General features: G+C 43.3%; 13 protein-coding genes and 1 pseudogene. 5 read left to right on the top strand and 9 right to left on the bottom strand.

Annotation, left to right across the window (positions count from 1 at the left end):
- Positions 1-225: 225 nt before the first annotated feature.
- On the bottom strand, positions 226-711 hold the full coding sequence (locus BJP37_RS11470) for a Spy/CpxP family protein refolding chaperone (RefSeq protein WP_075898877.1): 486 nt from the start codon (positions 709-711) through the stop codon (positions 226-228).
- A gap of 355 nt (positions 712-1,066) precedes the next feature.
- Between BJP37_RS11470 and BJP37_RS42400 the strand changes: the two are divergent.
- Positions 1,067-1,150, top strand: a pseudogene (locus tag BJP37_RS42400) (ABC transporter ATP-binding protein); the annotation flags it as partial.
- A gap of 90 nt (positions 1,151-1,240) precedes the next feature.
- Here BJP37_RS42400 and BJP37_RS11480 read toward each other — a convergent pair.
- On the bottom strand, positions 1,241-2,728 hold the full coding sequence (locus BJP37_RS11480) for a MurL C-terminal domain-containing protein (RefSeq protein ID WP_075898881.1): 1,488 nt from the start codon (positions 2,726-2,728) through the stop codon (positions 1,241-1,243).
- A gap of 88 nt (positions 2,729-2,816) precedes the next feature.
- Positions 2,817-3,566, bottom strand: a complete 750-nt coding sequence (locus BJP37_RS11485) for a class I SAM-dependent DNA methyltransferase (protein WP_075898883.1) — start codon at positions 3,564-3,566, stop codon at positions 2,817-2,819.
- Between the two features lie 1,163 nt (positions 3,567-4,729).
- Here BJP37_RS11485 and BJP37_RS11490 point away from each other — a divergent pair.
- The gene (locus BJP37_RS11490) at positions 4,730-4,954 is read left to right on the top strand and encodes a hypothetical protein (RefSeq protein ID WP_075906001.1); all 225 of its coding nucleotides are present in this window, start codon (positions 4,730-4,732) and stop codon (positions 4,952-4,954) included.
- A 570-nt stretch (positions 4,955-5,524) separates the two neighbouring features.
- Here the strand turns inward: BJP37_RS11490 and BJP37_RS38995 are convergent.
- Positions 5,525-5,701 carry a hypothetical protein gene (locus tag BJP37_RS38995; protein WP_198954011.1) on the bottom strand — a complete coding sequence of 59 codons (177 nt, stop codon included), beginning with the start codon at positions 5,699-5,701 and terminating at the stop codon, positions 5,525-5,527.
- A gap of 874 nt (positions 5,702-6,575) precedes the next feature.
- Here BJP37_RS38995 and BJP37_RS11500 point away from each other — a divergent pair.
- Entirely contained in the window at positions 6,576-6,827 is a 252-nt protein-coding gene (locus tag BJP37_RS11500; RefSeq protein ID WP_214607754.1) for a hypothetical protein, read from the top strand.
- A 294-nt stretch (positions 6,828-7,121) separates the two neighbouring features.
- On the opposite strand, the gene BJP37_RS11505 is transcribed toward BJP37_RS11500, so the two are convergent.
- A complete protein-coding gene (locus BJP37_RS11505) occupies positions 7,122-8,228 on the bottom strand; it encodes a glycosyltransferase (RefSeq protein ID WP_075898888.1) in 1,107 nt (368 codons plus the stop codon).
- Positions 8,143-8,457 carry a hypothetical protein gene (locus BJP37_RS39000; protein ID WP_158069538.1) on the bottom strand — a complete coding sequence of 105 codons (315 nt, stop codon included), beginning with the start codon at positions 8,455-8,457 and terminating at the stop codon, positions 8,143-8,145. The genes BJP37_RS11505 and BJP37_RS39000 overlap by 86 nt, the downstream gene beginning before the upstream one ends.
- A gap of 172 nt (positions 8,458-8,629) precedes the next feature.
- On the opposite strand from BJP37_RS39000, the gene BJP37_RS11510 reads away from it, so the two are divergent.
- Positions 8,630-10,030: a hypothetical protein gene (locus tag BJP37_RS11510; RefSeq protein ID WP_143727571.1), complete on the top strand. Its 1,401-nt coding sequence runs from the start codon at positions 8,630-8,632 to the stop codon at positions 10,028-10,030.
- Here the strand turns inward: BJP37_RS11510 and BJP37_RS43480 are convergent.
- Positions 10,009-10,134, bottom strand: coding sequence for a hypothetical protein (locus BJP37_RS43480; RefSeq protein ID WP_269086987.1), 126 nt, complete (start codon positions 10,132-10,134; stop codon positions 10,009-10,011). The genes BJP37_RS11510 and BJP37_RS43480 overlap by 22 nt on opposite strands.
- A gap of 90 nt (positions 10,135-10,224) precedes the next feature.
- Here BJP37_RS43480 and BJP37_RS11515 point away from each other — a divergent pair, with 90 nt between their 5' ends.
- Positions 10,225-11,259: a sulfotransferase family protein gene (locus tag BJP37_RS11515; protein WP_075898892.1), complete on the top strand. Its 1,035-nt coding sequence runs from the start codon at positions 10,225-10,227 to the stop codon at positions 11,257-11,259.
- Between the two features lie 124 nt (positions 11,260-11,383).
- On the opposite strand, the gene BJP37_RS11520 is transcribed toward BJP37_RS11515, so the two are convergent.
- Positions 11,384-11,947: a DUF4276 family protein gene (locus tag BJP37_RS11520; RefSeq protein WP_075898894.1), complete on the bottom strand. Its 564-nt coding sequence runs from the start codon at positions 11,945-11,947 to the stop codon at positions 11,384-11,386.
- The gene (locus BJP37_RS11525) at positions 11,937-13,130 is read right to left on the bottom strand and encodes an AAA family ATPase (RefSeq protein ID WP_075898896.1); all 1,194 of its coding nucleotides are present in this window, start codon (positions 13,128-13,130) and stop codon (positions 11,937-11,939) included. The genes BJP37_RS11520 and BJP37_RS11525 overlap by 11 nt, the downstream gene beginning before the upstream one ends.
- Between the last annotated feature and the right edge of the window lie 156 nt (positions 13,131-13,286).

A 13,286-nucleotide genomic window follows, 5' to 3' on the forward strand; every position in this document is an offset into this window, starting at 1 on the left:
CCATGGTTCTCACCGCTCCCTGGCTTTATTACACTATTTTAACATGGTCACTCCACTACTGGACTGACACATCTAAAATGGTGCAATAAGCGTAGGTTGGGTTGAAGAATGAAACCCAACACCAGTAACGCTTTGTTGGGTTTCCCTACCGCTCAACCCAACCTACGTTTTTAGGTGTGCCACGCCACTACGCTGATTTTTTACAAAGATGAGATGCACCCAGTCCTAGAACAATCCCCTTCTAGATCCACGCTTACCTCGACGTGAGCCCATTTCTTGACGAATTTGTTGGCGCTGTTCGTCGGTGAGAATACCCATCATCTCTTCTCGTGCTGACTTTTTAATCTCCCGGATGTCGTCTCGCTGCTCTTGAGAGAGATTCATACTTTCCATTTCTTCTCGTACTGACTTTTTAATTTCGCGGATTTCCTCTCGCTGCTCTTGAGAAAGATTTGTAGCCTCTTTTGCGTCTCGTAGTTGACCGCGTAGTGTTTTTATAGTTTCAAATTGCTCTTGTTGCTGGGGAGTGAGAATATCCTCGATTTCAGAGTATGTATTGTTACGGATGTTTTCAATCTGCTGTTCCTGCTGGTCAGTGAGGTTAAGCTTGGAGAAAGATCGATGCATTTTTTGGGCATTAGCTGCCATGGGAAAACTAGTGAGGGTAATGGCTGCAAGACCTGCAAGTAGAGAAAAGTGCTTGATGTTCATGGTGTTCACCCTTTAGCTATTTCTAAGTGTTTTGATGTAACCTGATTTCTGTTTGATGTCTCTATCCTAAAAACAGGGAGGGTCAAACAACATGAGGCAATAGACCTGAATTGTTCTAGGACTTTAGTCCTGGGCTAGATATGACCAATGGGTCTTGCATTACCTTTGATACATGGATTATAGTGACCAGATAAAAATACTACCGCTGTTGCCTCTCGATACCATTGAGCGAGAATGCGAACGCGCGAGCATTAATGGGATGTCCTCAGTTATAGCGCTACGCCCAAGGCAAGAGGCAAGAGGCAAGAGGCAAAAGTTTACTATAACAGCGTTTCAGGTTTTATCAATGTCAAACACCTTAATGGGTAGTGCTATATTAGTGTTAGACGAAGCTACCGAAGGGATTCAACCGTCGATTATTTTGGAAATTGAAACGGCTCGCGCTTTGCATCAACAGAGACTTGGAAGAAAATTTAGATGTACCTGAGGCTTACTAGCAAAAGCTATATCCGGTTCCCTTGGGTTCAACTCAATACTTTTGTTCCAAGACTGGCTGAATCTTTTGCCACAACCACTCGGGCATCGTATGGTGGTTTTCATAGACTTGAGAATAGTTTTTCTCGATTGCTGAGAAATATTGTTTTACATGCTCTTCTCCTTTTTGTCTCAACGGATTCAGAACTTCTTGCTCAAACAAATCCATTGCCCGACCTTTGACTCCCCTGAGATAGAGCTTGTAAAAATACCACTGGGTTTCCTCGGGAAGCCCTACGCACTCCCAGGCAATGTACCCGTTCAGGCCGAGCAAATCTTCCCAAATAGGTACGTTTTCTTCCATTTCCAACAGATTGTTGCCAAAAGCTTGAATGGTTTTGCTCACATCCCCATAGGCGCAAAAACCGGCAAAGACGTAACAACATTTTTCACATCTGCAACACCAAGGCTTTTGTACATTGCACGAATTTGTCCCATAAGGTAGCTGGTTGTCAAGCCCAAAGAGCAGGTCAAAGATTTTGATATCATGGATGGGTTTGGTCAGGCTTACCATATTAACTCCCTCAAACATCCGTGCTATGAGCTTGGAGATTGTCTGATGAAAGGTAAAACTTTTAGTCCATTGGTGGGCGATCGCTTCCCCTGATTCCGGCTCAATCAGATTGGGTGCATCAGCGCTCTTCTCGTGTCCCAATGCCAAAAGGGAAATACCATGTACGATTTGAACCGGTATCATAGCCATTGTGGTCAGCAGCGTTTCTCCCGCTTCCGAGCGAAAGCGATTGTTCCCGAAATAATCCTTTGCCCTCGCAATGATATTCGTTCTGCTTAACCGATTTTCCAGCCACGGGTAATACTGATCATAAAAGTAAACACCGTGTTTATTTGTAAATTTTAGATGGCTCGTTACCTGCTCGAACAATGTTTCTTGGCCCACATCCTCCCCATAAATATCGTGGAAGTACGTTACAATGTCGTAGTTAATCCCGGCAGCTTCCAAAATCCGGCTGCACAACAGACTGTCTTTACCCGAGCCAGACCCTAAAATAATCTTTGCTTTACCGTCAACCTTGGCAGCGGACCACAGTGGATAACTTGCGTCTTTCCCTAGTTCTGAAGCTGTGACTACAAACTCGGGAAACTTGTAACTCAATTGTCCCACTTGATAGCGATGCTGACTCCAGTGTCCAACCATGACAACCTTGAGGAATTCCAGCAGTTCCTGATCTATGTAGCGACTGTACGTTGTAAAATTTAATCGTCTCGGAAGTAACGGACCAAATCGCACAGAGCAAATCACTGCTAGAACCACTGCAAAACGTTTAGTTTCTTCTGGCGACTTTAAGGCTGGATCGGTAAACTCGACGGAATTGTAACGGATGGAACAGCGAATATTTTCGCCCTCAATGCTATAGATAAACTCGATTGTATCTTTGCCAACCAACACCTCCTCTAAGGCAATTTCTTCTACAAAGAAGTCATTGAATTGGTCACAATCTATCCGACTCTTTTGTGCTAGCATTATTGCTCCATTTTTAGTGTTATCAAATCCCTTTAAGTCTACCGCTCGGTCGCAACCGACCGAGACTTTTGCTATTCGATAGCTAGCTTTATAGGATATTAGACCGCTTACGCCCGATGATGGCTACATACTCTAGGGGACGTCCATCGGTATAAAATCGGTGTCGGTAGGGTTGTATCTGAACCACCTCAAAAATGTTTGTATCTGTTACCCAAGGGTGCTGCTGCTGAAATCCCGTCTCAGTATCATCTTTCCAGAAATACTGAGCTACGTTGAAGGCAATCCATCCATCAGGGGCAATCTGATTATATACTACACTCAAAGCATCCGCCGGAACATGACCATTACTCAGAGCGGAGCAACAAATCAGGCAGTTAAACCCTCGACGACTTAATGCCTCCTTAGTGGTTTCGGTTAAATTAGCCAAATCCCCCACATGGTAATCCTCGTAAACCCCAGGATACTGACGTTGAGCAGCTTCTGCTGCTTGGGGAATAATGTCAATCCCCACAATTGATTTGACCCCCAAGTCAGCTAGAGTTTTGGCAACCAAGCCACTTCCTGCACCCATATCTAGCACCACCATATCTTCAACCGTGCCGCCAGCTTGGGTAAATTGTTCCACGAGTAAAGAAGTCAGCACTGTATGGGATTGGCTGTCCAATTTTTCCATCAGATGCTCGTACAAATAAGGAATTTGGTACACATCAACATAGTCGTGTAACCGGAGCTTGCGTTTCGTTCCATTTTGGATTAACCAAAAGTATTCTTCATGGATTGGTAAATTGCGAGCACTTTCGATCTCTGGTATTTGTATCTCAAAATCCACGTTCTGCATTTCTGTTTCTTCTCTTTCTAGTGTTCTTCTATTTCTAGTGTCTATAGTTGCTTAGGATTGGTTACCCAAAACTTGTTCACTTTCCCATGGAACTTGAATTCGTCGTTCTATCTTGATATAGCACGTCAGCTGGATAATTGTGAAGGGCAAAATTGGTTAAGCTTTGATTAAACCCAACGGTTAGCGATCGCAATTGTATAGCTAAGACATTGCTTTCGGTGAAGATATGGATTCCCTGTAAATTGAGATGGCTGAGGGAGTCAATTGCTGTGTTCGCAAAGCTTTTGCTATTGCCTCATCTACGGCCAACTTGCTAGCGCTCGTGGCAATGGTTTGTATTGTAGTTGCTCAGATAAGATAATTCGCATCATTGCACCTTCATTCTATAATTGCCTTGTCACTTTAACAAGCCGTCAAAATCTTAACATACTCCTAAGAGTATGGGAATGCAAACCCTAAACTTTTGTTAAGACGTTGTTGAGCCGTCAGCGCTGTTTCCTGCGTTTTCAGCATAGTTTTTGATCAAAAACCCTAATCACTGCCAACGTCAAACTAGAGGCTAATGCTTGACTTTCGACTCCTGAAAAGTTATGAGGGGATTGGCACACTATCTATAGTGTTAATCATAGTTATGAGGTACATTCGAGATAGTTACCCCTACTCCCTATGGAGTTTATTAATCACATCAGCATAAGCGATCGCTGCTGTTTCCCACTTGGGCAAATTAGTACTGATCTCGGCTAGTTCTCTTTCAAGCCAGCCATTACCTTCAAAGGCTGCCTCCCTAGGCTGATCAGGGTCAACGGTAATGATGGCAGAACCCCCCCAGCTTTCACACCGGCTTGATTCCTAAAAGAGACCACCAGCAAGCAACCAAATGATTGGGCTTCCGCAATCGGTAGTTGAGATTAATCCTAGGGTGGGCAGTGCCTGCTAACGGGCTTTTTCAGCTGATCTGATTTGTATTAAGCACTGCCCACCCTACATGAACTGATAACTGATAGCTGATAGCTGTTGGCGTAGCCCATAAGCTATCAATTTAGCATTCGGTTTTTTAAAATTTATTCTCAAATTACCTCCCCAAAAAAAAAATTTTAAACCCTTGATCATTAAATGTATAATCATTATAATAATTACTGTAAACAAAATTGATGTTTTTAATCATGTCTACAGACTTTATTCCGAATCACGACAACAATCATGAAGATTCTAACCCAAAGAAAAAACGTATTAAGTACATTAAGGGCTCTCCTGAAGCCGTAATTAATACTATTTACAGCCTTTATGCACTGGGGTATGCAGAGGTTTCCGAGTGGAGCCCTTTGCAGCCCACGGGCATTCCAGGAGAAGTAATTAGTTTTGTAACCAAGTCTTCGACTTGGCGTTAATAGGTTAAATTTCTGGGGGGGTTTCCCCCCCGGTCAAAGGCTCGGGTTTGTTCGGGTAGGATCACATCCGGATTGATTCGGAAACTGATAGACAAGACAATTGCGTTTACAGCAGTGAAATAGCCGTGGATAGTATTTCTACGGCTATTTTTTTTGGTTTTAATTTAATGGAATTGGGAAGTGCGAACGCGCCCCGCGTGACCTACGGTCAATCGCGTAGCGTGGCCAACGGCCAATCGGATCAGATTCCGATTGGGGCTACACCGATGGTGGGCAGTGCCTAGCAACGGACTTTGTCAGCTGATCTGATCTGTATCAAGCACTGCCCACCCTACATTAACTTTTACTGAGATTGATTATTAACAGCTATTCAGCAATGCTAAATCTTTAGCTGCTACTATTTCTAGCGTTTCTCATAGCTATGAGGTACACTTTTGATTGGCACTTATTGCCTTAAGAGCTTCTTGCCTTGCTGCCTTCTGCCTTCTGCCTTCTGCCTTAAAAGGATAAGCAATGTCGCTCATGACTATGAGAATTGCTATATATATTGTGCAACTTATTATTTTAGCACTATTGATAACTACTATCCTGCCCCGGGTCTTTAGACCGGAGAGTGTCAACATAGACTTGTCTTAAATTTGTCAGATGATAGTCGTGTTTTAAGATTGAGCTGTCACGAACGTTGTACTTAATCTCTTCTAGGAAGAGCAGTTCAACCACGGACGGAGCCAATTCGGGGTTGTCCATGGCAGTTTCAAACAGCCACTTGGTGTCGCCGATCAAAAAGAAGTCCAACATAGTAATTTAGTAATCAGTAAGATGCACCTGTGCGATCAGCTGTGCGGGTATACACAGCTGCTAATGGTTTATCTCATATTTGTAAAAAATCAGGAAAGAATGTGCTGATCCGTGGGCTTAGTTTTGCTTAGCGTACGCCCTTGAGTTGGGATGTTGGTTTTTGCTACTGGTGCGATGCGCGTTTAGCGGCTCTTTCGGAGCATCGCAACGGTAGAAATCGGTTTCAGCTACAACCACCTATCCCTGGATGTCTGTCTGAAACATTCTGTGGGTTTATAAACACAACGAGGCGGGGTTTATTAAAAAATATTTCCAGTTTATTGACAATAAGTATTTATTATGAGAAAATGCTATAGCTAAACTTGCCTAGTATACGTGCGATCAGTTTTAGCGATCGCACTAAAATCAATTAAATTGATCGTAATGACCACGTAAGCATTCAGCCGTCAGCCGTGAGCTAAAAGCTCACGCTACTTGAGGTGCCGTCAGCCGTGAGCTTATTTTAGTCAAAAGTACCGATCTAGTAGCACTATCTTTAGGGCATCAAATGTTGGCCTAGCCTGGCCTACGGCTAATAGCTGATATAGCGCTACGCGCAAGGCAAGAGGAATTCCCCCTTATTAAGGTGCATTAGCGTTTGAGATTTTATCAATGTCCTAACTTTAATGGGTAGTGCTATACCAATGTTAAGCTCAGCATTTGTAAGCCATGCATGGGTAATTTGGAGCGATATCCAGGTTGACCGGCTTCGCTTCTACTGCTGTTTCAATAGCTTTGGAATGAATGGGTTGGGAAAAGAAGATGTTTGAAAAAGCCTGATCTATTGGCTACTATTAGTGTTGTGGAATGGGCTAGTGTTGTGGAATGGGCTAGTGTTGTGGAATGGGCTAGTGTTGTGGAATGGGCTAGTGTTGTGGAATGGGCTAGTGTTGTGGAATGGGCATCTTGCCCGTTCGAGATCTTATCCGGCGGGCAAGATGCCCACTCTTCTTATCCGGCGGGCAAGATGCCCACTCTACTGGGGCGGACACTGCCCACTCTACTCCTATTCATTCAAAGATTCAGTAATGCCTAATTTTTAAAGTATCGAGTTATATCAAAGCAGTGGAATACCTTGAAGAGTGTTGATTCCAACAACCCTGAGTTGAATTTGTCAAACATACCTAAACAGATTCTCTAAATTTACTTTTGATCGTGCTGTCATCAACATAAAAATAAGACAGCACCATAAAAAGCACCGATTTGCTAGTGCTGCTAAACAGTTAGCTTGATGGACTGGAATTTATTATAAACCAACTCACCTCAAAAATAATATTAAAAATTGTTAAGAGTTTTCTGAAGTAGTGACATGCTCCCGCTGCACCCTGCACTATAGTTCATTAATCGCATCAGCATAAGCCATTGCTGCTGTTTCCCACTTCGGCAAATTACTACTAATCTCAACTAGTTGTTTTTCTTTCAAACCACCGATTACCTTCTCGGCTGCCTCCCTAGGCTGATCAGGATCAACGGTAATGATGGCAGAACCCCCTGCTTCTAAACCGGCTTGATTCCCTTGAGATACCACCACGAAGCGACCAAATGATGCGGCTTCGGCAATGGGTAGTCCAAATCCCTCCCGGTCAGACAGAAACACTACCGCTGTTGCCTGTCGATACCATTGAGCCAGAATGCGATCGCTTATGTGGCCATGATACTGAACCCAAGGCAAGGTCTCAATTGACTTGAGGAACGCTTCACCGCTAGCTTGGGTGGAAGTATTCATCCCTCCCACTAAATGCAATTCCCAAAGTTCACCACTAAGCTCTCTAAGTTGAGAGGTTAATGCCACAGCTTCCGGTAAACGCTTGGCAGCTGGGTCGATCCGACCTACCGATAACAAGAATGGTCCAGTGGGAGCAGAAATCGAGACGGTCGGTAACTTAGCTAGGGGTGAGTCTACTCCATTCGGAATAGTTTTCAGCTTCTGTTGAAGCCTTGGGTTAGGGCGAAAGTGTAGCAGGTCATTCTCCGTAGCTTTGCTTACCACGATAATCTGCTGGGCAAAACGAATCGAGGCATCCAGGTAAATTAGCGATCGCAAAGCCGTTTTTATGCGATCGCCATACTTATTAGCCGCTTTCCATTCATTGACATCATGAAGCACTGCAATAGTAGGTGGATGCCACGGCAGAACGATCGGGTTAGATAGCCAAACTAGAGCCTCTACTCCTGCTTGAGCACAATACCCACTCAAGCGAGTAGCCACCCAACCATATCGCTTAGCTGGGGAGTAATCCAGCGGTGGTAGGATATTAACACTATCTGCCAACTCCTGTAGGGTAGGGGTATTCTCAAACGCATTCGGAGAAGCCAAGATTTTCACCTTAGTTCCTCGGCTGATCAGTTCCTCAACTAGAGGTGGTAGTAATCGATTCAGATACTGACCAATGCCTAAGCGAGGACCAAGATAATGGGCAATTAAAGCAACAGACATAGTTTATAGCACCGGAAACAGGGAACAGGGAACAGGGAATAGGGAATAGGGAGTCGGGAGTCGGGAGTCGGGAGTCGGGAGTCGGGAGTGGCGTAGGGTGCGTTAGGGACGGGGTCGCCCTAATTTTCCGCTCTACCGCCAGTGTTAGGATAGCCCGTCCCGTAACGCACCACCAGGTCAAGCAGCAAAAATTAGATGCACCCAGTAGGGAACAGGGAGTCGGTAACAAAAATTTTCACAATTAATTCATTTAGTTACCCTATGGATGTTAGCAGAATTCCCAACTTAGCTAGAATACCACTGAATAAACCCATAAAGTAACAAGCATTTATAAAACTTTCAACTCTCTACTCCCTACTCCCTACTCCCTACTCCCTACTCCCTACTCCCTACTTCCAACAATGAAAAAAATAATTGCCTGGTATCGATGGGCGATGCAAACAGGGCAGCTACCATTTGCGATAATTTTAACCCTCACCATCTACCAACCCTTTGAAGACTTTGTTCTCAACTGGCTGCCCTTACCCTCACCGTTAATCGCATTAATACGTTTTGTTCCCGAAATTATCCTTTACATCCTAATGGTAAGGGTAATTTACCTGCGGCTCTCCTCTGGTAAAGGTATACGAAAAACCCCCCTTGATATCCTGATTATTGCCTTTTTCCTCGGTACCATGATTTCCATTGTTGTTAACCATGCTGGAATTGCAGGTAGCATTAAAAACTTACGCACTAATTTTCGGTATATCTCCGTTTACTATACTGTTGTTAATATTGACATTTCTATCGAACAGCTTTCTCTATTATTAAAAAGTATTAGACTAGCCAGTTTAATCCAGGCAGGTATAGCCTCAATCCAATACTTTTTACCCGCCAGCATCAGTCAGAAACTATTCACCAGGCAAGTCATCCACTCCGGCACAATGGCTGCAAAAAATGCTAGCATTGGCACCTTTGGCGACAGTGCCATCCTTTCAGGATTCCTGATGTTAGCCATTTCAGTATTTATTAGCCATGTCTACACCCACTCTAGTCATCTTATTCCCACCTTCAAAGACTCCGCTAGTATTTTAGTGCTATATTTCGCCAACTTTGCTTCCAAAAAGCGAGCTGGACTGATGATATCTCTACTAATTCCTATTCTAGTATTAGTTCATCTCAAACGTAAAAGAGATACTGCTCTCATCCTCTGGTTTTCTACAGCAATTTTGATAACTGTAGTATTAATTTCCCCATTATTGAATCTTCAAAAATCAGCCGCTTCAGTCTCTGAAAATGGTGAAATTACTGATTTAACTTCCTATTTCTTCTCGATTTTTTCTCCAGATTACTGGCAACACAACTTAGAAGCTCAGCGGGGTTGGGCAGCCAAGACTATTGTTAATGGTTTGATGAATTCAGGAGGCTGGTTTGGCTTTGGTCCAGAGCCTGGTGCCTTACAAAGAGGAATAGAAAATTCCGTGATTCTCTCCCCAGATGAACAACGGCATTTATCCTGGCATGTGGAACTCCTGGAAGATGCCTACTGGTTTGCCTTCCTGGGATATTTTGGAATTGTTGGTTTGGGAATTTTTTTGCTAATCTTGCTACGGCTTTACCAAACCTCTCAATCTCTGATTAAATCTTCTTCATCCATTGAATACAAATCCCTTGGGGTGATGCTTTGTACTATAATTATTGTTTCTTTCTTTTACACCTTTGTGGAAAGGACATTTAAACTTCGACCCTTTAGTTTTTATTTTTGGTTACTGGCTGGATTGGTAGTTAATTCCTGGTCTGTTCAACAAAGGAGTAGGGAGTAGGGAGTAGGGAGTAGGGAGTAGGGAATAGGGAGTAGGGAACAGGGAACAGGGAATAGGGAATAGGGAATAGGGAATAGGGAACAGTATAAAAGAAAGACAAGCATTTTTTTGTTATGCTTAATCCTTACTGCTGATATACTACTTATCATACTGTTACCAATTACCTGATCACCTTATCACCCCATTAGCCCATCATGATTGATCATCAACCAAGAGTAGAACAAATATTTGTAGTGGAAAACTCCCGTAGTGGAACTACTCTGATGGGTCTAATCTTGGGATTAAATTCAGAGGTTTTCACCTTTGAGGAACTCCATTTTTTTGAGCAGTTATGGTCCGAGGAACATCGAGCCTCTTACCTGACTCAGGCAGAAGCAGAACAGCTAGCCGCTCGCCTCCTATCAATTCAGCATAGTGATGTTCTGCGTCCAGGGGATCCCAGTGACTTTAGTGAAGAAGCCAAAGCAATTATTTCCCAGTTTCCGGAGCAAAAGCTCACCTCTGGGGATGTCTTTAAGGTATTTTTGGGATACAAAGCTGGCAAAAACGGTAAGAAGATTCCTTGTGAGCAAACTCCGCGCAATGTTTTATACATAGCTGAAATCCTAGAGCTTTATCCCGAAAGCCGGATTATTAATATGGTTCGTGACCCCCGAGACGTACTGCTTTCACAAAAATATAAGTGGCGAATCAAATTCCTGGGTGCCAAGAATATTCCCTATCGAGAAGCCTTCCGGTCTTGGTGCAATTATCATCCCTTTACCATCTCAAAACTTTGGAATGCCTCGATTAACGCTGCTGAAAAGTTTGCCAATCATCCCCGATGTCGTACGGTGAGATTTGAAGATTTGGTAACAAATCCAGAGCAGACGGTGGAACAAATTTGCCAGTTTCTAGGTCTGGAGTTCCAACCTCAAATGTTGGACGTTCCTCAAAATGAGGGCGGTGTCTCATCCCATAAGCAAATCACACCAAAACGTCGGGGGATTGACCCCAATACCACTGGAAAATGGCGGCGTGGGGGACTTTCTGTGACAGAGATTCATATTTGCCAGCAAGTAACCTATACTAACATGCTCAAGCATGGTTACTCCTATGCTTCGATGAAGCCCAACCCCTTGATGTTAGCATTAAGCTGGGCATTTTTACCTGTAAAATTGACCCTAGCTTTGTTAATGAATCTTGACCGAACCCGAAACATTGTAGAAGCGATTCGCAGACGCTTGTAGATGGTAACCCTGCTATTAAGGTCTTGGGTTTTAGGGAGCAGGGAGCAGGGAGCAGGGAGCAGGGAGCAGGAGTGTCAAACAGCTTTTAGGAGATGCACCCAACCGGATTTGGTCATGGTGATACCTATAGGAGATGTTTAATACCTTTAATAAAGACTTGAAAACTGTGGGATGTATTGTCAGTTAAAGATAAATGGGGTGCAATTTCTTTAGAATGACTTCCTGGATAGTATTCCTTAACTAAACGTGTAAGCTCTTGTTTGGCAGAATTAAGCTGATCGGGGTTACGGTATTTCTGTTTAAGTTGTTTTTCACTGAGCTTATTAGGTTTCATGTTATAGGCTTTTTCGACTGCGGCTAAGTCTCCTAAGAACCAGGATTCTAATTCATGGCAGACGATCCGAATCATCACATTATTGTATTTCCCGGCAGTTTGACAAATTTCTAATAGTTTGGATTTGAGTTTTTTGCAATCATGGGAGTCTTGGTCATGGACGATAATGAATCTAGTGTCAGGACTATATTGAAAGGCTTCAATTTTCTTGGGAATAGATTCCCATAAGTCCTGTTTGCCTTGGTGGGGGATACAAAGATAGGTGATTTGTTCGGGGATAATTTTCGGTAGGAGTTGCTCTAAAACATTTTTCATGGAGCGTTCTTCTAGCATAAAAATCAGGTCATAACTCATTAGGGGCAACTCCTTTAAACAAGTCTTGATTCCAGAGATAACCGGGTAAGTCTCCAGCTTTGACTAGATTGACAAGGTCTTGGTCATCTTTAGCCCTTGAGCATTTGGTGATACCATTTTCTTTGGTGAGCCAAAAGATGCTCTCCAGGGGAACGGCATTTAAAAAGTCAGGGGAGTGGGTAGAGACAAAGACCTGGCCACCACGATGGGCATAACTGGCAAATTCTTCGGCGAGTTTATGTAAAAGGCTGGGGTAAAGTTGGTTTTCGGGTTCTTCGACACAGAGTAGAGGGTGAGGCTTAGGATCGAAGAGCAATATTAAATAGGCAAACATTTTCATGGTGCCATCGGAAACATAGCGATCGATAAAGGGGTCTTTAAAGGCTTGATCTTGAAATTTTAGGATTAGTCTGCCGTCTTCGGTGTTTTTTGCTTCTACTTTGGAAATGCCGGGGACTCGCTTTTGCATTCGATTGAGAATTTTATCGAATGTTTCGGGATGTTCTTGATAGATGTATTGGGCTACTAATGCCATATTGTCCCCTGTGGGGGAGAGGTGTTCAGCATAGAGTGCGTCTTTGCTGCCTCTAGCTTCATTGATATGAAAGTCGGAAACATGCCAGTTTTCGATCAGGGAACGAAAGGCACTGGCGGCTTTGAAGCGTTGGAATTGTCCTAAGCCTTTTATGGCTAAAATGTCGCTGGATTCAAGTTCTTGTTCTTCCCGTTGCAGGTCTTTGTCAGCTTGTTCAAAGTTTTCTTCGTTGATGATAGCGTATCCTTTTCCTTCTCGAAAGTCTAGAAAATGAAAAGGTTTACCGTGTGCGCCACGTTTATAACGCAGAATTTCTCGTTTTATTAACGGTCGTCTCTTGTCTTGTCCAATGCTCAGACTATAGGTAACGAGGCGCTCAGTTCCTAGAATTTTCATACGGAACTGCAGTTCTATTTTGATATCTTCTTGCTCTTTACCTCGGGTGATAACTTCATTGAAACCGCCACGAACTTGGAGAGCTTGACGAATATTATTTTTGAGAGCATCGTGGATAAAACCAAATATGTCAAACAGGGTTGATTTACCGGTACCATTTGCACCAACGATGACAAAAAAGGCGGGAATATTTTTTATTTCCAGGTTTTCAAAGACACGATAGTTTTTGATTTTTATAGAAAGGAGTTTCATAGTCTATGATTTACCTAAACAAACATTTAAGGAGCATCCATCCCGGGAGCATGTCAAATTTGTAATTAGGTACATAGATCCCCCCTAACCCCCCTTAAAAACTATCCATTAGGCAAAAGTAGTCGAAACGGTGATAGAGACTAGGATGTAGAAGCA

Origin of the sequence: Moorena bouillonii PNG, from assembly GCF_001942495.1 — a bacterium.
GTDB classification, from domain to species: Bacteria; Cyanobacteriota; Cyanobacteriia; order Cyanobacteriales; family Coleofasciculaceae; genus Moorena; species Moorena bouillonii.